Origin of the sequence: Butyrivibrio sp. XPD2002, assembly GCF_000423945.1 — a bacterium.
In the GTDB taxonomy this organism is placed as follows: domain Bacteria; phylum Bacillota; class Clostridia; order Lachnospirales; family Lachnospiraceae; genus Butyrivibrio.
The window spans coordinates 49,456-69,882 of record NZ_AUIY01000008.1; the positions used below are offsets into that span (position 1 = coordinate 49,456).

Annotated in this window: 15 protein-coding genes and 1 pseudogene; all 16 read right to left on the reverse strand. The window is 39.7% G+C overall.

What is annotated here, in order from left to right; all coding sequences use genetic code 11:
• Positions 1–424 precede the first annotated feature (424 nt).
• Positions 425–1,384, reverse strand: a complete 960-nt coding sequence (locus tag G587_RS0105525; protein ID WP_035785922.1) for an ADP-ribosylglycohydrolase family protein — start codon at positions 1,382–1,384, stop codon at positions 425–427.
• 60 nt (positions 1,385–1,444) lie between these two features.
• The gene (locus G587_RS0105530; RefSeq protein ID WP_026491423.1) at positions 1,445–2,128 is read right to left on the reverse strand and encodes a vWA domain-containing protein; all 684 of its coding nucleotides are present in this window, start codon (positions 2,126–2,128) and stop codon (positions 1,445–1,447) included.
• Positions 2,129–2,254: 126 nt separating this feature from the next.
• Positions 2,255–3,532, reverse strand: a complete 1,278-nt coding sequence (locus G587_RS26130) for a macro domain-containing protein (protein WP_026491424.1) — start codon at positions 3,530–3,532, stop codon at positions 2,255–2,257.
• A 41-nt stretch (positions 3,533–3,573) separates the two neighbouring features.
• Positions 3,574–4,470 (reverse strand): hypothetical protein, encoded by an 897-nt coding sequence (locus G587_RS0105540; RefSeq protein WP_026491425.1) that lies wholly within the window; start codon positions 4,468–4,470, stop codon positions 3,574–3,576.
• Positions 4,471–4,501: 31 nt separating this feature from the next.
• Positions 4,502–5,029, reverse strand: coding sequence for an NUDIX domain-containing protein (locus G587_RS0105545; RefSeq protein WP_026491426.1), 528 nt, complete (start codon positions 5,027–5,029; stop codon positions 4,502–4,504).
• A gap of 3 nt (positions 5,030–5,032) precedes the next feature.
• Positions 5,033–5,566, reverse strand: a complete 534-nt coding sequence (locus G587_RS0105550; RefSeq protein ID WP_026491427.1) for a nitroreductase family protein — start codon at positions 5,564–5,566, stop codon at positions 5,033–5,035.
• 68 nt (positions 5,567–5,634) lie between these two features.
• Positions 5,635–5,955, reverse strand: coding sequence for a nucleotide pyrophosphohydrolase (locus G587_RS0105555; RefSeq protein ID WP_026491428.1), 321 nt, complete (start codon positions 5,953–5,955; stop codon positions 5,635–5,637).
• Between the two features lie 12 nt (positions 5,956–5,967).
• On the reverse strand, positions 5,968–7,584 hold the full coding sequence (locus tag G587_RS21550; protein WP_051200779.1) for a DUF2075 domain-containing protein: 1,617 nt from the start codon (positions 7,582–7,584) through the stop codon (positions 5,968–5,970).
• Positions 7,585–7,627: 43 nt separating this feature from the next.
• Positions 7,628–8,215 carry a class I SAM-dependent methyltransferase gene (locus G587_RS26720; RefSeq protein WP_035785929.1) on the reverse strand — a complete coding sequence of 196 codons (588 nt, stop codon included), beginning with the start codon at positions 8,213–8,215 and terminating at the stop codon, positions 7,628–7,630.
• A pseudogene (locus G587_RS26725) lies at positions 8,213–8,608 on the reverse strand ((deoxy)nucleoside triphosphate pyrophosphohydrolase); the annotation flags it as partial. The pseudogene G587_RS26725 and the gene G587_RS26720, both read right to left, overlap by 3 nt.
• A gap of 2 nt (positions 8,609–8,610) precedes the next feature.
• The gene (locus tag G587_RS0105575; protein WP_026491430.1) at positions 8,611–11,760 is read right to left on the reverse strand and encodes a DUF3427 domain-containing protein; all 3,150 of its coding nucleotides are present in this window, start codon (positions 11,758–11,760) and stop codon (positions 8,611–8,613) included.
• A gap of 34 nt (positions 11,761–11,794) precedes the next feature.
• Positions 11,795–12,790, reverse strand: coding sequence for an HNH endonuclease (locus G587_RS0105580; RefSeq protein WP_026491431.1), 996 nt, complete (start codon positions 12,788–12,790; stop codon positions 11,795–11,797).
• A gap of 142 nt (positions 12,791–12,932) precedes the next feature.
• Positions 12,933–13,598, reverse strand: coding sequence for a hypothetical protein (locus G587_RS0105585; protein WP_026491432.1), 666 nt, complete (start codon positions 13,596–13,598; stop codon positions 12,933–12,935).
• Positions 13,599–13,851: 253 nt separating this feature from the next.
• The gene (locus G587_RS0105590; protein ID WP_026491433.1) at positions 13,852–15,066 is read right to left on the reverse strand and encodes a hypothetical protein; all 1,215 of its coding nucleotides are present in this window, start codon (positions 15,064–15,066) and stop codon (positions 13,852–13,854) included.
• A 315-nt stretch (positions 15,067–15,381) separates the two neighbouring features.
• A complete protein-coding gene (locus G587_RS24215; protein WP_051200782.1) occupies positions 15,382–16,737 on the reverse strand; it encodes a helix-turn-helix domain-containing protein in 1,356 nt (451 codons plus the stop codon).
• A gap of 230 nt (positions 16,738–16,967) precedes the next feature.
• The gene (locus tag G587_RS0105610) at positions 16,968–20,144 is read right to left on the reverse strand and encodes an AAA domain-containing protein (protein ID WP_026491434.1); all 3,177 of its coding nucleotides are present in this window, start codon (positions 20,142–20,144) and stop codon (positions 16,968–16,970) included.
• Between the last annotated feature and the right edge of the window lie 283 nt (positions 20,145–20,427).

Consider the following 20,427-nt stretch of genomic DNA (forward strand, 5'->3'; position numbering starts at 1 on the left):
GCTTTATTCTCCCTGCGCTACATTAGTTAAAGGCACCATCTCTATGGCAGATTTCATAATATTCACAGGTGCAGCAAAAGTGTCTGCAATACTTGTTATGTCCTCTCACACACTTTTTGACCCAATACACAAATCGCTTCATAGAGACTCCTTCTCACCTGACCACCAGCGGCATCATGAACAACATTGTCATCAAAATTGCTGCCGGTATACCAATTGTTACAAACCCAAAAGTCCTTCCCATACTTATATTCTCCTTCTCTTCAGCTACTTATTTTCATGTCTTCTTTTGATAATACAATTATCCTGCTTTACATGTCCCATAAAAATGACAGCTGTTAATCCGGCGAAGGCCTGACGAAAAGTACGTAGCAACCAAGCAAAAAGAGAGGCATAGCACCTCCCTTAAGCATACTCGGAAGTATTATTTACAAAGCTCCTCGATCCACTCCCTTCTCTGTATAACTTCAAGCCATTCCTTTGGAATTGCATCATATCCATAGAAAAGCCCAGCCAGTCCTCCTGCAATGGCTCCTACAGTATCGCTGTCATCCCCAAGATTAACCGCTTTCAGCTCACAGCTCTTGAAAGAATCCGTAGTAATAATCGACCAGATGGCTGCCTCAATGGTATCCACCACATAACCGCTGCTCTTAATCTGAGGCTCCGGAACTTCTGAAAACATCTTCATATCCCGTAGTCTGTCATAATGTGACAGTTCCGACGAATCCTTCAAAAACTCCTCATAGAACCTAAAGCCATCATCAATACCTTTCTGCAGTCGTTCCACAAGCGAACCTTCTTCATCCAGCAAGCCCCTTACACAGAAGTAATAAAGTCCACAGGCGATCTGCCCTCTTATATGATTATGTGTAAGCCCGGCAACCTGATGAATTATGGAAACCGCTTCTTCATCTGTAAGTTTATTCTCATAAGCATAAAGACATGCTGGAAGAATTCTCATCAAAGAACCATTTCCATTATCACGCTCGGTTGTCCCTCCGCAGCTTTGAAGATCATCGCCTTTCATGTAGCGAACAATAGCTGCCATAGTCCCATGACCCACATCAAAAGCTTCACCAAATGGCGTATATTCGCCGTTCCTTATCCATCTGACAAACCTGTTCATGATATCCTGAAGGTCAATACCACCTTTATCCCTGATACTGTCAAGAAGCGCCAGAGTCATACTGCTGTCATCAGTCCACGTGCCTACCGGCATATCATAAGTGCCATGACCAATCATGGTTGTCACAGGATCTGCCTGAACCTCTTCCCTGGATCTGAACTGCACAGGACATCCCAAAGCATCCCCTACAACGACTCCCATTATTCCCGAAAGCCATATATTATCAGCACTTTTTCTGTCTGCATTATATTTCATCACAAAAACCACACTCCTTTTATGACTCTTGCCTCTCCCTTCCAATCTCATCGCATCGTATCATCTCCTGCCCTGACCGCTACGCTTCCTATAATCCTCACGAATTTCAGCATCCCATTCACAGCAGTTAAGCTCTTCTTCTGCATCCATGGCACTTCCTGCCATCATAACCGAGCAGACCGCCTTTGAAACACCTGCATAAAGATTTGCTGTACCTACTGAATCGTGCATATAGTTAACCGCTCTCTCCTTTTTAATGCCAAATCGCTGTGCCTCAGCATAGGAATCGATATTTGCGCCTATGAAAATGAACTGCCATCCGTATTTCTTCTGTTCATGCTGAATCATCTTCCTGATCTGTCCATATGAATATCTGCAGCTGGCATTCTCCATTCCATCAGTAGTTATCACAAAAATAGTCTTCTCGGGTCTTTTGTCCTTAGGAGCATTCTTGTGCGCATTAACTGTGTGCTTGATAGCACCACCAACTGCATCCAGAAGTGCTGTGCAGCCTCTAACGTAGTACTCCTCAGGTGTAATATCCTTAACCTCTCTGATATCAACTCTATTATGAAGAACCTCTGTCACATCATCAAAAAGGATTGTAGATACGTTTGCCTTTTCACCTGTCTCGCGCTGCTTCTTTATCATGGAATTGAAACCGCCTATTGTATCCAGCTCCAGTCCGCCCATTGATCCGCTTCTGTCCAGTATATAAACAATCTCTGTATAACCTTTACTCATTTCGCTACCTCCATCGTAACAATCATTTGTTTTTCTACCGACTCCTCTGCAGCGGAGCTCTATCTGATAATGTCATGTTACTATGGCGGCAAATAAAAATGGTCAACCCTCAGGCGACCATTTAAATCATCCCTTCGACAGTGGATCCAGTCCGTAATCAAAGAGTGTTATATCTATTTTCATAACGTTGTAGTCCTCATGGATAATGAAATACTTGACCACAACATCCGTCTGCGAAATCGGTGATAACGCATATCCCGCAAGTCGTAGAAAATCCACCGTTTCATCCAGGTTTAATCTTAGTCCCACCGCCAGAGATAACACCTTTTCCTTTGAAGGCTTGACCTGACCCTTCAGGAGCTTTGAAAAGTACTGCTTGGAAATATTGGCAGCTGCATAAATCTCAGAATTCTTCAGCCCCTTCTTGTTAATCAGCTGCTGCAGATGTTTCTCAAAGGAATCCGTATACATCTCCTTAAGTGCATCATCCAGCGACTGTGACTCTTTGGCGGCGCCAAACATTATCTCAGCCTGGCACTCATCATACGCAGCTGCCATGAGAGCTGATTCTTTAGCCTTACCCGTCCTTGCGGCTGACATCGCTTTCATTGCATCAGCAAAAATGCCGCGTTTATTTTTGCTCTTTTCCCTTGGACTGCCCTGTGTTTTAATGTAATCCAGTTCTGGCAATCCTATTTCATCAGATAGATCCGACGGTTCTTCTTCCCAGTCTTCATCGAATTCCTCTTCTTCATCTGACTCTTCAGAATCATCAGAATTCATGTCCGCATCAGAAAAAGCTGCTGCGCACTGCATATACTCCATCGATTCTTCAGGGATGCCATCATACTGATATTCATCTTCAAGGGCCGCACTTACATACTCTTCATCGATAAAGCTCTTTACATCATCAAAAATTTTACCTGAAACATGATAGGCATACTCCCCGAAAACAACCAGCGTTATCTCCATTTCATGTTCCAGCAAAAACTCAGTAAATGCATCAACCGCTATCTGAATCCCAAGTTCTTTGGGAAAACCATATGTCCCCGTTGCAAGAAGCGGAAAAGCTATGGACTCGCATCCATTCTCAGCAGCCAGTATAAGCGCCTTATCATAGCACTTCCTCAAAAGCTCTGCCTCACCTTTTCCCCCGCCTTCCCACCAGGGTCCGCTAGCATGGATAATATACTTCGCATCAAGATTAAAAGCCGGAGTAATACCCACTTCTCCAGGTTCAAGAACGCCTATCTCCCTGCGGGCAGCAAAAAGCTTCTCCTCACCGGCAGCTTTATATATGGCAGCATCGACACCATCACCTATAGCAACATCAGAATTCGCAGTATTAACAATGGCATCTGCTTTCACCTTTGTTATGTCATTTCTAATAATTGAAAACGGCATTACATTCTCCCCCTGGTCAAAGTTTCTCCGGTTTATATCCTTTATCTTCCCCAGAGAAAATCGCACACTAAATCCGGTCTCATAGCTTTAGTCAAATTCTTTACTTTGCTATTCTCAATCTGAATCCAACCATCAGCCCTTTTGTACAGCGTAATCACGGATCCATCCGTATTTTCAATTGTAAACTTATCTCCTACTTGTTCAGATGCCGGATCACCTTTTTCTGTGTACTCAAATGAAAAAATCTTACGCCAACCATCCTGAAAATGGCGAATAATCTCGTTATACTTCTGAAAATCTTCTGGATGAATAAGGAAAATGTATGACCTCTGAGTTCCTTTGTGATACGTCAGCACCAGATATTTTGCATCAGGAAGAACCTTGCACATAACACTCTTGTGATTATGCCAATCCCATAGCTTCCTTCGTCCCTTATGGCAATAATAGACAACATTATGTCCTGCTCTGTAGTATTGCTCTACTTCGTCTGGGAGAACATACTTCTCAGAGCCTCTCTTACCCGGCTCATTATCCTCCTGCAAACCATTATCAGGATCCATGTAAATAAGTTCAGCGTCCTTAAGCTCATTTATACTCTCCTGAAACCACGCCATGCGTTCCTGTTCTCTGTCGCTTGGCGTTCCAACAGGATTCAGTACATCTGAGTAAAAAAGCGCCCCAGGAACAATTCCACTGTCCTCAATATCGGTAACTGTTTTATCCTGGTTATCCGCAATCTTTTCAAGTGTATCGAATACTTCAGGCGCATATCTTCTGAAAGTCTCATCCTGTAGGTAATTTGTAAATTTACCATCGTTAGAGGCATCGTCTTCCGTCAGATACCAGTTGATTCCAACCTTTATTCCAACTTCAGCAAAAGCGCGAAGGAGCGCATACTTTCCATAATCCCCAATATCACCAACATACTGATTCTTCATCGATATATCCTCATCGTTATATTTGCGTTTCTTACAGCCTTTCCTCTATATCCCTGATTCCTCTGCCCATCTCTTCATCATTATGATCCATGATATGACCATAGAACTCGCTAAAAGGCATAACCCTTACATCATTTACTTCGTAGCGATCAAAATCAAAGCCACCTTCAGGAACATCAACCCGCAGCATGAAAATCGATGCCAAAAGTCCTGTCCCATCATCCCAGTCCTTGATATATTCAAAAGCAAGCACCAGATCGTCAGGTGATACATTTATCCCAAGCTCTTCTGACAATTCTCTCACTGCTGCCTCTTTTGGTGTTTCATCAGATCGAACTCCGCCACCTGTCATATCCCATTTACCTGGATAGTATCTTGCCCGGAGGGATCTCTGCTGGACAACATACTTTCCCTCACCCTTTCCGGGAGAAGGACTGTCACTTGTTTTCATAATGATAAGAACATGCTTTATATAGTCCCCGGGTTGTTTCTTCTCATGCTTTTCTATAATCTTGCCGGTGGGCTTGCCTTCCCTTGTAAAAATCTCAATATATTCCATATATCATTCCAGAATCGTAATCTGAGCCTCAGCGTTATATGTATGAGGCTCCTTAGTCACTGCCTTATGACCAACAGCAATAGCTATCTCAAACTCATAACCTTCCGGTATAGCAAGCTTTTCTGAAAAATACTTGCCCTTCTCACCATGGAGTGCATCATAAATACATCCGATGATAAGATTTCCAAGTCCCATTTCCTCAGATAAAAGTGCAATATTTTCAACAGCGATACCTGCATCAACCTTGCTCCATTTGTATCCACTCTCTGCGCTTATAACTATGAGGATAGGTGCCTCATAATAGAAATTGTGCTCAGCATGATCTATGTTACGAAGAGCATTCTTTTCATTTTCAATCTCAGTAAGGATCGGATTGTCACCCTTTACAACTGTAAAATGAAGTTCCTGCTTGTTGGCACCCGTCGGAGCCTGCAGTCCTGCTGTAAGCAGCGCATCCAGCTCTTCCTTTGAAATCTGATCCTGTGTATAACCACGTGTTGAACTTCTCTTTGCTATTATCTCTTTTACTGTACTCATGAAAATTTCCTCCTTAAAGCTTTCTCCCTATAGCATTAACCCACATCTCATTTTCTCTGCCGGGCCTCTTATAAATCAGTGTACTTTTTGCTGCTACCATAACTTTTATCAACAGGATATTTAAGCTCATTTTTATGTATCTTTTCAATAATTGCATCTTCTATGCTGATATCAAGCTTATCCGCTAACTGAATGCAATAATTCATTACATCAGCCAATTCTTCCTTTACAGCCTGCTCATCATATTCAGGTGACCACTGAAAACACTCAAGTAGTTCCCCGGCTTCTATAGCTATACTCTTAGCAAGGTTATCAGGCGTATGAAACTGATCCCAGTTCCTATCCTCAGTAAACTTCTTTACTGCCCTTTTTACTTCTTCAAACTCCATCTTTCTGCCTCTTTATATTGCCTTAATAGCTTTCAAATCATTTGCTGTAAATCTATTTATATAATTTTCAAGGTGTTTCCTAAGCGCATTATCACAAACATATACATATGTGCCTTTGATACCGCGAGAAAGAAGTACGTAATAGATATTTTTTATGTACCTCTCCAATTCACGATCAGAAGCTTGTCTTTTTCCATACGTATCTTTATAAGCTTCTTTATCTACAAAGATTTTATTATGAGCTTCATCAAATCTGATATCTTCACCTAATATAACGAATCCATAATTCAGGTCATATCCCTGTATAGAGTGGATGCAGCCGACTTCATTAACTGCTTCATTGGTATGAACCCAATTTTCTAACTTTGAATTCCAGCGAAGATTATGCCCTTCAATCTCAAAATCGATTACCGTGTGTGTTTCATCTCCCTTGCTCTTCCATTCCCATGCATATCCTGCAATCATTCTGGTTAAACCTACTTGCTTTTCTTTCAATTTATATAGCTCATCAAAAGTCGAAAAATCATCTACCAGTCTAATTTCATAATTGATATCACTTACCTTATGATCAAGTTTGTCATATAAGAGCGAGAAAATATCTCCTAAATATCCTACTCCACCCTCGCACCTCATCTGCGAAAGAAGATTGTAATAAGCCATCATTCTCGTGCTAAAAGAATCGTTCTGAATGATTTGTGCAACATTTAAGCCAGCTGGAAACACAATCTGATCCTTATCAAAGAAAAAAATTGAGCACTTAGACTGTTTCAATATCCAATCAACCTGAGTTGAAGTATTTGAAAGTCCGATTCTTTCACAGGCATCATCGTATACTTTATAACTTTGCAGGTTCTTTCTTTTCTTCAACCTATGAGATTCGTCAACAATCAAAATATCATATTTCTTTTTCGTTATCTCCGTAGGCCCTAACACATCCTTAGCAGAAAGGTTATTAAGTCCCTTAAATACCATTTTCATAGTCTTTCTCAAAGATGTCGGTGGAACAACAAATCCAATCTCCAGTTCTTTAAAGTCTTTTGATTCCCGAAGCAACTTAAAAAGATATACTGCAAGAATAGTCTTACCACTTCCTGGGATTCCTCCGACGATAATACTTCTATTAAGGTTCTTCCTAAGATTATCCACAATTTCTGTAACAATTGATCTTTGCTCATCAGAAAGAGTCTTATATGGGGAATACTTAAAAAGATCAGACTTCTCAAGTTCTTCGATTGTACTTTTTACAAGTTTCTTTTTCTGAAGCTGATTCCAGAGTTCAACAAATTCCTGATCATATGAAGGCTTATCATAGTAATCTATCCCTGACAACCCAGCATTCTGGTTCGTTAGAACAAATTGTTTGTCTGCTGCCATCAAGCTGATCAATCTGGATTCGTAGTCAAATGTCGCTGATTGATTAAATTTATCACAGTATATAAAATGCGCTCTGGTAAAAATCTTCTTAGAATCTGCATCCTTGTGCTGACTCATACGCTTGTTAATGGAATTTGTCTGACCAACGTAAGCCTTTTTCCCATTCTCCAATATGTACAGCATCGGCCAATTATTTAGATACGGCTCAACACCATAATCATCGCTATGAAAGTCTACGTCCTTAATTGTAAACATAGTGTACACCTCGACTACGCAATTCATTCAACCGCTTCATATATCACGTTTTAGATGCTATAACCTCTACCCACATCTCAGTTTCTCTGCCAGGTCTATTATCATGTCCAACTTCATTATCAAGTATTGTAAATCCAGCATTCTCAAATAGAGGAATCACACTCTTTTCATTAAAATCACTAAACTTGCGTTCTCCACGCATCTTTGTGCCATTTCCATACTTAAAAGATGCATACATCACTCCGCCGGTTTTAAGCGCAGTATTCATCTTCTTCATAATTCTTGGAAGATCTGTCATAGGTACATGTAGAAGCGAGGCAGATGCCCATATCCCATCAAATTCATTATCAAATGGCATATCTTCAAATCTCATATTTCCAACATCTCTTCCAATTAACTCTGAAGCTCGTCTACACATCTCCTTAGAAGCATCAAAGGAAACAACATCATAGCCCGCATCTAAAAATGCTTTACTATCCCTTCCACTTCCACATCCAGCATCCAGAACGCGAGACTTATTTGGAATATAAGAAGTAAACTTATTTCTTGCTTCCGACATATCTGCATTAACACTTCCGGCAAAGAACGAATCAGCATTCTCGTTATAATACTCTACATTCTTATCAACCATCGCTTCAGAAATCTTTGGAAGAAGTGCCAGATCTGCAGGAAGCCAGTCCACACTCCTAATGTCATTTACCTCAAGCCACTTAGCAGCCTCATGCTCCAAGAGCTGTAGCTTACCTTCTACAACAGTTGCCCAGTAGCAGTTCATATGAAGATGAAACGTCTCATAGTCATAATCGATGACATCTATCAGATCATGCACCTCTATTTCTGCGCCAAGTTCCTCTCTAATCTCCCTTATAAGCGCCACTTCAGGTGTTTCACCTTCTTCGATCTTTCCTCCGGGAAATTCCCAGCCATCCTTATAATCCCCATATCCACGCTGGGTGGCGAATATCTTTGTTTTTCTATTGTAATCATCGCAGATTATTGCTGCGACTACGTTAACAGTTTTCATAGTCATCCTACTTCCAGTTTGCTTGTCTTCTTAATGTACTTAGCAGGTATCGGATTATCAAGGTGCCATGTGATACTCATCGGCCTGCTTCCATAATGACTCACATATTTTGCAGTTCCAAGATATGTATACGGAGCTGCACCTGCGATATCCTTCTTAAACTCTCTGACAAATAACAGAATCTTGCTTCCATACTTCACATGATTTATATACCTTTGACCAGTAGGTGACGTATCAGAAGTCGTGCTCTGACTCTGCCAATGAAAGAACTCCTCATTAATAGAATAATCGTTGTACATAGTAGTGGGGGAATAATCCTTATCTGACTTATTGAGAGTTACAAAGAAAGTATCAACCTTCTTATCCTCAAGCCACTTTGTACCCTCTCTTACAGTCTGCGGCTTCATAAAATCCATAGCCACAAGTATCTGATCTCTGGTATAAGTACAGTATATTTCAAGCGGACAATCAAATCCCAGATCCACTTCATCACCTACCACATCTATTCTCTCAAGATTGTAGTTAAGGATTTCAATCAGCTCGTCAAACATATTTTTGCTGTTACAAAGCTCAGCCAAACTCTGTTTAACTCCCGGAGCGTTCCAATCATCTACCGTACTCTGCCACAGTGTAACATAGAACATCTGCATCATCCGCTTCTCTGCTTCAGGTAACATACTGATGTTTATGTCATTTACCTTTGGCAAAACATCAAGTAAAAACCGGATCCATTTTGCAGAATCCACCGCAATAAACTTTGCAAAGGCCTTTGTCATTTTCTCTTCAATCGGTTCATCAAAATCACTGATCACACCGGCATCCGCACAAAGTCTCGCAAAAGAATATTTAGCATAAATACTATATGGACTCAGATGATAGTAGCTCAGGAAATTCTTCAGAGAAAGCTCTAATCCGCTGTCCTCTGTAAATGTCTCAATTCTTGATACAAGCCCTGCCCTGCTATCAAAGGACTGCTTTATATTATTCAAGATAACCTGCGAAGCCTTCTTCTCAAGCTGTACATAACATCCCTTTGGAAGCGCAGTAAATCCATGCTTTATCTCATACTGAACGCTATGATTTGTATTTGCCAAAAGCGCTGAAAACTTCTCTTCAAAGTTATACTTCTTATTAGCCTGCCCGATAAAATCAAGGACTGTAAGGCATTCCTTTCCATCCGACAAACGAAGTCCTCTACCCAGCTGCTGCAAGAACACCGTAAGTGACTCCGTGGGTCTGAGGAACAAAACCGTCTCCACCTCTGGAATATCAATACCCTCATTGTACAAATCGACAACGAAAATAAACTTGATATCACCAGATAACAGCATCTTCTTTGCATTAGCCCTGTCACTATCTGAAGAATTGGATGTAAGAGCTATTGATGGAATACCTTTTTTATTAAAGTAGTCGCTCATAAATCTGGCGTGCTCTATGGAAACACAGAATCCCAGACCATGAACACTTTCCATATCCGTCACATACCTATACAAAGAATTGATGATATGGTTTGCTCGCTTCTCTGCAATAGTTCTGTTGAGCGAATACAGATTACTCAGCTCAGATTTATCATAGCCACCTCTGACCCATCTTACTTCTGAGAGATCCGTCTCATCGGATACTCCAAAATACTGGAAAGGGCATAATAGTTTTCTCTCAATTGCCTCTGGAAGCCTAATCTCAGCAGCTATTCTGCCATCAAAATAATCAAGAACGTTCTTCCCATCCATACGTTCCGGGGTAGCAGTTAGACCTAATAGCACCTCAGGCTTGAATGAACTGAGTAATCCCTGATATGTCGGTGCTGCAGCGTGATGAAACTCATCTACAACAATAAAATCATAATAATCCGATGACAATATCTCATACAATTTCTGTGAAGCAACTGTCTGTATCGATACAAAAAGATGGTCCAAGTTTTCCGGCTTCTCACCGCCAACATACAACTCACCAAAATTTGGATCCTTTAAAACAGCCCTGAACACCTCTCTGCTCTGCCGTAGAATTTCTTCCCTGTGCACTACAAAAAGAAGCTTATTCTGCTTATCCGGATGCATTTTACAAAATCTTCTATAATCAAATGCTGCAATAAGCGTTTTTCCCGTTCCTGTGGCAGCCACTACAAGATTCTTATTTCTGCCTCTAATTCTTCTCTCGGCATCGAGCCTATCCAATATTTCCTGCTGATAGGGATAAGGATTTATGTCTACAATAAAGCCATAACCCTCTGTCTTTTCCCCATGCCTCTCCGCTTGTAATGCCTTCCTCAATTTGTCGTAACTATCATGGGTATATTTTTCAAAAGTTGTAGAATTCCAATAGCTCTCAAAAGTGGCTTCTATCTTCTGTATTGTAGGTGCCATATCCTTTGTGGTTACTTTAATGTTCCATTCCAGTCCGCTGGACATAGCTACATTCGACATATTGGAAGAACCCACATATGCTGTTGTGAAACCAGTCTTTCTATAGAAAATGTATGCCTTGGCATGTAGCCTTGTGCGCTTAGTATCGTAGGATATACGCACTTCAGTACCAGGGAGCTTACTAAGCTCTTCGATAGCTTTAACATCCGTAGCACCCATATATGAAGTCGTGATTATCCGAAGCTGGCCACCACGATCCACAAAATCTTTTAGTTCTTTAAACAAAAGCCGCAATCCGCTCCATTTTATGAAGGAAACCAGCATATCGATCCTGTCCGCTGTCTCCATTTCCTTCCGAAGTTCAGAATACATCTGCGGTTCATGAATAGCCCCGGTAAAAAGACTACTCTGTGCAACAGATGTCTCCGGACGCACTATATCCTTGGCCTTACGCTGACCGATCTTGTACATAGGATCATTTTCAGAAAGTAGTGCCAGAAGCTGTTCTGCACTATCAGCTACTGCCAATTCTTTCAGATCATCCAAATCATTTTCATCCGAAATAAGGCCAACGACCTTATTAACCAGCTCTATCTTCGCCTCAAGATTTTCATCATCAGAAATACGGTCCAGTGCCTTATGCACTACTTCCGAAACATACCTCGAAAGGATCTCAGATGCTTCAGCTCCATCAATCTTCTCAACGCGCTTTAAATCATCTGCTGATCCTGTAAGCTCAGACTGTATCTGTTTATTAATGACCTGTTCGTATAATCCGGGTTCTAACATATCTATTCCTCACGTCAATATACAGACATTTACGCTAAACACTCATTTTCTTAGGCGTCCAAATTTCGTTATACCCATTTTTCTGTGCCCATGTATAAATCATTTTTATACGCCTTGCAGATTCCTTATTACTCTGATCCCTTTCAATCATGATCTCATTCCGCTCAGATATCTTAGTAAGGAAATCAACCTGGGCCAGCTTATCTCTTTTCTTGTTATTACACTCAGGACATGCCAGGACAAAGTTCCATATCTGATCATCCTTTATAAACGACCACGGTATAAAATGATCCACCTCTACGCTGTGCTTTGTAACAGGCTTACCGCAATAAAAGCATTTATTCTCAAATTCTTGGAACAATATATCCCTGTAATAAGCAAGACTGCTGCGTGTGCGGAGGGTACTCTCATCAATCTTACTAAGAAGATGATCTACGGCGCTATCCTCATTAACTCTCTCAAGGAACTTCGCCCATTCATAATAATTGAGTTTTTCTATAGCCACCTTATGTTTGCAGACGAACTCGTACATCCTTGGGTTTATCCTGATCCACTCACCCTTCTTGGAAAATGAATAAAACAGCCCACCAAGATCTGCATACAAAGCACCAACTACATTTTCCTTACACTTCATTTTAACTTTATGGCAGATATCAATACGCATATCTTCGGATAAACTCTCAAACGGAATATCTTCAAGTATGTCATATTTTTCCTTGCCATATAAAAGCGCATTCTCTAGTTCTGACCGGCGATTCAGTTTCCCAGGGTTCTTCTGCCTGATATGGTGCTTCAAAACCAGGTTCCAGTATATCTCAGCAAACTTTGCAAAAAGCTGGTCAAAAGTCAGAACCAACTTACTATCAGTATTATATAGGTTATCCAGAATAGACTTCAGAAATCCAAATTTATAGCTTGTATCATTTACGGATTTACTTGAAAAAAGGTATGCGAAGGCAGACCACATTTCATCATCTGAAAGTGGCCTGTCTTCATATTCTGCTTCTTTTAACAAGTATCCTGCTGCCATATCTCTACCAACGCAATCTATTTCTATAAATGTAACTAAATCTATTATATAACTCCCATGAGCACAAAATAATTAAATAAGTATTACCAACTCAGCTCTCACTCCTCAAACAGCTCAAATATTGGATTCATGACTGTCCCTCTCATAACAAGTAATTCCAATCCTCCGGCTCCACCTTACAAAACTGGCTTCCGTCTGCCACAGGAATAATCTCACCGCTACTATTTATTTTGGGAACCACGTTGACCAAATCACCATAGTTGTATCCTATGCTTTCATCATAGGGTTCATTTAGTAATCTGCACATTATTCCTTTTGCAGTAGCCCCATTTTCCTCAACCCACATAGTTTCGTATCCACCTGCTGATGTAGGGAAGAATACCTGTATATCATCCGGATAAAAAGGATGCCTGTATGCATCAAAAATATTGTTATAATCTATGGCTACTTTTTCCTCAAAATATCCATACTCTTCCTTTATGGATTCCGCTTCTTCCTGAAAGCCATACCCTTCAGCTACATTTTCCATAACAATGGCATCGCATTCTATACCACCTTCGCGAAGTGTCAATCCTATCAATTGTTCTGATAAGTTGTATCTAACTTTATCACCGGTAATTTTGCATGAGCATAGACCTTTGTAGCTAACCCCGGCTTCCGGATCGATATAACAATATGTCAAAATTGCATTGTCATCTTTATCCCCAGAAAGCATGATTCGAAATGACTCCATTTGCTCCACTGGGATGTTATAAAAAAGTACATATTTATATGGCAATTCTTTAACTTTATATTCTCTTATATCCATAGTCACTCCCATAAATTTATAGTTTTTACATTATCGTGGTGAAGCCGATCCGCCATGATATGGGTTTCCCGCAGAACCTAATGGCGCTTTATTACTTTTAGAAGACACTCGTTCAGCACATTTTTTCTTACCTTTGACCAAACAACATAGGTGTTTATAATTATCACATCCACACTTATAGCATTTGCTATTCCTATATCCAAAAAATTGACATTTTACTTCATAATAAAACATTTTTCTGATTCCTCCCCTTTTATGCTACTTGCTTTGCTTTAAGATCCTGTATAATCACCTCTAGCGTTCTGCGATACGATTCCTTCGTCACTTTCAGTTCTCCAGAAAAAGTCCTCGCATCATACGCATTTGGAAGATTTTCATCGTTCTTACATTTCTCAATGAAACTGTTGTAATCTCCAAGCAGATTCACCTTATGAGGACATGCACCTAAAATGATTGCGCTGTATCTACCGCCATAAGAAAGTCTGCCGGCATAATTCATAACCTTGTCGTAATCCACTTCATATACAAAGTCCTTTCTCTCAAATCCATACTTTTTAGAAATGCCATTCATGATCTTCTCGTCCAAAGAGCATTCGCCGAGTACCAATATTTTCCCTCTTTGTCCAAGAAGATCATGTCCACTTGATTTATCCGAAATTTCTTTCTTTTCTTCCACAAGATTGTCATTAATATGCGACCTAATTTCTACCATGGCTCTCTTATATTCTGCGTTCTCTTCTTCAAGCTCCTTCATTCTTACTCTGTCAACAGTATCAAACTCCTCAATAATTCCAAGCAGTTTATCTGAGTAATCCTTCCACTTCTTAACCTGCTCATAAAGAAGCCCTATAGTTATTTCCTTTTCCAACTCACTCATCTCTGGGGATTGTGGTCTATTATCCTGAGTTTCCTCTACAATAACCTCTTCTTCCTTAACCTCAGGTTCCTCATAATTTATATTAAGTCCCTTTATGATATCAGCCATAATACTGCTGCCACTTTCAGCATTACTCGACTTTATAAGATATTCCTGCTCATCATAAATATGTGAATGTTTTCTACCGGAAATCTTGTTCTCATACTTTACCTTAAGCATTCCCATATTTTTGTTTATATTTCTTTTGTTATGAGGATAGTGATTCCCTATGCTGTTAGCGAGAGATCTCATGGTTCCACAGTAATGACCGCTATAGCTTCCACATCTATTATTAAGAAGAGAAATCATGATAGGTTCCCCGGAATAATCCGTGAATCCGCTATCAAGCCACAAATATACTGTATCCCTGTCGGGTTGCATTTTGCAGGAACACTTATCATCTATATAAAACCTGGTCGATTTCTCATTTGTCACAAATCTCTTTATGGTCAGCGGATCAGGCATGCTCATTCCGCTAAGTCTTGCAATACCTTCAACTACACCATCAATATCATCAATTACCACTCCGTTATCAATAATAAAATCTGCCATGCTAAAACCCTCCATTTTCTTTTGTTTTCTCAGACAGAAAACCTGTCTTATTACCCATGTTCATCCTACTAAATTTGCTGTCCTATAATCCTCGCTACACATACGATCATTTGTTCTACAAACCATATATACGCTTCATAAGTATTCTTCATTGCAATTCCCCCTTCCCAAAATAGGTTTGTTGGTTTCTAATAATATGGTAGAGCAGCAGTATCCCAATTTATAGCAACAGTCCGTTGAATCCCTCAACAAATCATTGACTATCTATATAATGCAAAAGGAAGATGACCCTTTTAGCCATCTTCCTTGTAAATATCATTTACCTGCTCCAGTATTCTCTTTTCTTCCCGGAACGCCAACCCTTTCTCGTATAAGTTTTGCAAGTCCGTTATCTTCCCATCTCTTAGGAAATGAATAATAGTAATCTAATGTTGATTCATCAGCTTCCCATATCTTGTGAAGCATATCATCAATTCTTTTTTCAGAATCAGTCTGAGCGGTTAAAAAGTTTTCTTCTACAAATGTTCGTATTTGATCTTCAGTAAACCATTTATTACAGTTAAACAAAACATCATCTGTAAGCCCATTTATAAAATCATCTTCACGCTCTGATAAATCCAAGGAATTATAAAACTCCTCCTTATCTTTCTCTTGCTTTTCCTTTTCTGTTCTTTCCTTGTATTCCTCAATTCTTCCTTCTTTATTAAATCTATTGAGCAATTCATTAACGTAATTGGGACCATGACTATCTTCTCTCCACCATAAAATTGACTCCAATGCTTCTACCTGAACAGGCTCCATGCCTAAAGCTTCTTCAGTATAATCTTTCTCTTCGCATCCATCCTCAGATTCCCACCATTCGAGCCCCGCAGATAAGTATTTATCTACTTCTTTCCTATTTGTCCCTTGCATCATTCTGCGCAATATATCGATATAACAAGACTCTCCACACAAACAATCATCTCTGGTTTCAGGATAGCTATAGAGATTTGTATTTATTCGATTCTGTGTTTCTCTTGGATTGAAATGGTTTTCAACCAAGTATGTAATATAATCACATCTAAATGAAAGGCCAGAATTATCTAAGGATGTTAATAAAGTTGTAACCTTATCGTTGTCTATAACTTCCTGATACGAATTGTATCCTTCTGCCAATATTTCATCATAGGTAACAACGTCTTCGCTTATCGTTTTTCTTCCTAAACCGCTCATATTTTTATATATAACGACACCCTTTGCCGTTATGAATACAACATCACGCTCTTCTTTCTTAAAATCAGTATATTGTTCTCTTATAACAGCACCGATACGTTCTAATTTAAACAGCTCATTGCTAACCCTGTCACTTTTCATTCCATATAAGTTATAGACAATATTCCTAAAGTCGGTTAATCCGTCAAATGCTATGAGGAGAGATAATATCTCTTTTCCAACCTCTCCCACAGAGCCTTCCTGATCAATTTGATCATCAAGCAAGTTCTGTCCCAATGCATCGGAAATAGCATAAATATTATCAAGATTCGGTATTCCCTCTTTTTCCCATTTGGAAACAGTCTGGGGGGTTACATTCAGCTTTTCCGCCAGTTCGCGCTGACTCATACCTTTTACCATTCTAATCTGTCTGCAGCGAATTCCCATTTCCTGCGTTTTTGATGCGTCTTTCAAATCCATAGTTTGTCACCTCTCTCATTTTTTATTAAGCAGAGCTCTTGCTAAAAACATCGTACCATCGCTACATTATTATTTGTATTCACAGATCATTGAATCTCGCAACCAATCATTGATTCAGAAAATGCCCGATATACCACATGGCATTATCGAGCATTTTACCATATCTTTTCGTAAGCCTGACTGTGAAATCCTTTTCGTTAATTTCCATGGTTTCCTGAGTCAAAAGATTTTTATATCTCATCCGGCTTCATAAAATGTCCCATCTCACACTTCACATATATTCCAAACTTACTAACCCCGGCATGTAGTGCACAGTTATGAATCGGACATTTCACACGCTTCTGCGTAATATATATATTTGCGATATCCTTTGATAAGAACTTTGTTTCCTTACATCCTTTGTTGGAGCATTTTAAGTAGCACTTGCCTTTCATACTCCTTGTAAGAACCATAGGTCTTTTACAAGCAGGACATCTCTCGACTTCATTAACAAACCTTGCAAGTCCCACCAGTCCATCACCAGTATCTTCTTCAGGTTTATTTCCTTTGGTATACATGCTTATGAGACTCTGTCTCTGTTTCTCTTTAGGCTGAAGAGCAGTTCTCTCTCCATTGTTTTCCCTGATCTCAAGATCTGAGAATGTCTTTATGAGCTCAAGTGTATGTTCGCCTTTGATCCTGTAGATTGTAGGGCATACTGTAGCAAAGAAGAACGTTCCATCCTTAAATCTGCCACTTGATTTAGGAAGGCCATACCACATCGTCTTATCATCAATCATGATAATCGGAAATGCAGCATTTTCAGTAGCAAATGCAATTGTTTTCCACTGATCCGGGAGATCGTCGTATCCATTTGTTTTACAGAGAATACGTATGCCATTTCGCTTTGCTTCAGCAATAACACTAAAAATCTGCTCATGAGTTTTGGGATCAAGCTCACCATCAGGAATGGAGATAACTATCTTTTCCTGTGCTTTTGCAACATCCTCTGAAAACACTTTAATTGCGTCATCAAGATTTTGATAATTCTTAATTTTCTTGGTCTCCGGAAGTTGCATTATATACTTCTGCAGTTTTTTCTGATGTGTGGATGTAATATTACTCTTATCCTTGAGGAATTGAATAAGCTTATAGAAAATATGCTGTGTCCCTTCAAATCTTCTTTCCCAGAACTTTGTATTAGCAACTACAACCAGCTTACCTCTTGCTCGCGTTACAGCAACGTTCACCAGCCTGGTAACCGAATCCATATCTTTGCTCATCAGATATCCCGCTTTGGTTGATGGATAACTTTCCACAGCATCAAAAATAATGACATCTCTTTCTGACCCTTGGAACTGATGAACTGTTGAACATGCAATATCCGTGATATCCGATTCTCTATGATCCTGAATCATAGCCCTTATAAGCCTGGTCTGAGCAGAATATGGTGTTATGATTCCCACATATTTCTGACCGTCTTCTTCTCCGTTAAGAGCAGTCAAAAACGAAATAATAGCACTGACTATATTAAAACGTGAATTATCACTGTTTTTCATGCAGGCACAGTATGTCCCCAACAGATCAATCATGTTTGTAGAATGATCGTAAAACGGTTCCCTGCTGACAGTATCCTCATTATTAGTAATAACAGAATAATGGTCCTTCAACAGGTTGCTATAAACAAATTTATTAGGGAAAGCTGATATTTCCGGATACATTCTTCGCTGCTCATTTAACATTACCATCCAGGGATGAGCATACATTCTCCCCTGCACAGCAATACCAAGAAAGGCGAAAATATCTGTGCAAAGTGTCTTTTGTGCCGGTGACTGCGCAATCGGCTGCAGCTGCCTAAAATCTCCTACCAAGACAAGCTTTTCTTTTGCGCTCATGGCCGCACAAACTATCTGAGGAACGTATGCCATACTGACCTCATCAAACATAACGACATCATATTTGGCATCTTCAAAAACCTTATCTACTGTCACCTTTGAAATAGTTGTAGCAACAAATGCTGCCTTCGCAACATACTTTTTCTCATCTTCCCTTACTTCTTTTCTAATAGCTTTAAGGCGCTTCTCTATCTCAGCTCCTCTTTCAGAATTGTAAGCTCCCGATCTTCTCAGGTGTTCTCTCTCTTTATATAAATCACCGGACTCCTTAAGAAGTTTGGGCTTATGATTCAGGGCATAGTTATAAGCCACCGCATATGTATCACGCGATAGCTCCTCATCTCTCACATATCCATATCTCAGAATCTGACCATCCCTAAGATATGACTGTTTTCCATTTGTAGTAATCTGCCGTACTGTCTGTTTTACAATTCCATCAACAGATACATTACTATGGGATACTACCAGAACTCTCTTTCCGTCAAAAATAGCATTAAGCGCTATCTGTGCCATGGTATATGTTTTACCTGTTCCAGGAGGTCCCCATATAACTGTGATATCATTACCAAGCGCAGCATCTATTGCTTTATCCTGTCCTTTTGGCACAATAGAAATCGGCTGACTTGATGCAAGGCCTGGGCCATCTTCAATAAGTTTCATCGCAAGTTTATCTGTGCGAGATAATCTATCAAGTTTATTGGCAAGCGCCTCTAAGAGTTTCCAAGGTTCTACTCCTATATACGCCTGGTTTATACTCACGCCAAAATCTTTATCAATGTTTATTACTATCTGGAAACTCTCACAAACAAGAACCGATCCTGTAGCTGTTGTTGCCCCCACAGTAAGAGTTACCGGAGCATCATCCGGCAAATGCAATTCTGCTTCCATTTCAAAGCTATATGTATTAATTCCATTTTTACCGCTAATAAATCTACCGTTAGTTACCTTATACTTACGGCCGCCATCTTCCTGGAGATAATACTTCTCTCTAAAAAGTGCATTTTTATATTCAAGCATTGTTGGATTGTTGTTAACATAATCCCCTGCTCCTGAAGAATCTGATCTTTCATACTGATCGTCCTCATCATCTTCTGTTTCATCCTCCCAGGAATCCTCAGCCTCAAGCTCTTCATTATACTTCGATGTATCTTCACCACTCATTCCAAAGGAAGAAACATCATCCAACACAACAGAATAATCCCCATTTATTTTGTAGCTAACTTTATATTTTTTCCCTTTGTTTGCAAGAAATCCAATCATGATATCTGCATTTTTCTGAACAAAGCTGCCTGATCCATTGAGCTCCATCGCAAGCTCAACAGCTCTTCTTAATTTGCTGTCTTCCTTAGTGGCTCCTGTCACAGAAAATGCGTAATTATTCCCTAATCCATCTGCCAGCTCCACTTCATCTACGACAACAGTGCTTGAAATACCCGGTTTCGAAATAATATCAAATTTCAGATTCACAGTCTTTTCAATCTTGCTTATCTTAGGAAGCGATACCTTAAAAGGACAATCACTAAAACTTTTCACACTTCCACCCCACCTTAATACATTATTTTTGAATATAAAAACATCAAAGCAGCCATTTAAAGCCACTTTGATGTTCAATATACTGTATAGCTAAATCTCAGCTTACTATTTCACAGCTAAGCTGTGTTCCCCACAGAAACTATCTTCACTGAACATTATAATTATATATGATTTAATAAACAGCTTCAACGCAGCAATTGCTATATTTTATACGAATAATGCTATATAATCATGGTTTCTTTTTCGTTCGCATATTCATCTTGCGAATTCATTCAGCACCAAA

Excerpts from the sequence above, each read along its gene's own strand:
- G587_RS0105585 (WP_026491432.1), bottom strand. The coding sequence starts at position 13,598 with ATGGATATAAGAGAATATAAAGTTAAAGAATTGCCATATAAATATGTA.
- G587_RS0105525 (WP_035785922.1), bottom strand. The coding sequence starts at position 1,384 with ATGAAATATAATGCAGACAGAAAAAGTGCTGATAATATATGGCTTTCG.
- G587_RS21550 (WP_051200779.1), bottom strand. The coding sequence starts at position 7,584 with ATGTTTACAATTAAGGACGTAGACTTTCATAGCGATGATTATGGTGTT.
- G587_RS26130 (WP_026491424.1), bottom strand. The coding sequence starts at position 3,532 with ATGCCGTTTTCAATTATTAGAAATGACATAACAAAGGTGAAAGCAGAT.
- G587_RS0105530 (WP_026491423.1), bottom strand. The coding sequence starts at position 2,128 with ATGAGTAAAGGTTATACAGAGATTGTTTATATACTGGACAGAAGCGGA.
- G587_RS0105545 (WP_026491426.1), bottom strand. The coding sequence starts at position 5,029 with ATGGAATATATTGAGATTTTTACAAGGGAAGGCAAGCCCACCGGCAAG.
- G587_RS24215 (WP_051200782.1), bottom strand. The coding sequence starts at position 16,737 with ATGGATTTGAAAGACGCATCAAAAACGCAGGAAATGGGAATTCGCTGC.
- G587_RS0105555 (WP_026491428.1), bottom strand. The coding sequence starts at position 5,955 with ATGGAGTTTGAAGAAGTAAAAAGGGCAGTAAAGAAGTTTACTGAGGAT.
- G587_RS0105550 (WP_026491427.1), bottom strand. The coding sequence starts at position 5,566 with ATGAGTACAGTAAAAGAGATAATAGCAAAGAGAAGTTCAACACGTGGT.
- G587_RS0105580 (WP_026491431.1), bottom strand. The coding sequence starts at position 12,790 with ATGGCAGCAGGATACTTGTTAAAAGAAGCAGAATATGAAGACAGGCCA.
- G587_RS0105575 (WP_026491430.1), bottom strand. The coding sequence starts at position 11,760 with ATGTTAGAACCCGGATTATACGAACAGGTCATTAATAAACAGATACAG.
- G587_RS26720 (WP_035785929.1), bottom strand. The coding sequence starts at position 8,215 with ATGGTTGATAAGAATGTAGAGTATTATAACGAGAATGCTGATTCGTTC.
- G587_RS0105540 (WP_026491425.1), bottom strand. The coding sequence starts at position 4,470 with ATGAAGAATCAGTATGTTGGTGATATTGGGGATTATGGAAAGTATGCG.
- G587_RS0105590 (WP_026491433.1), bottom strand. The coding sequence starts at position 15,066 with ATGGCAGATTTTATTATTGATAACGGAGTGGTAATTGATGATATTGAT.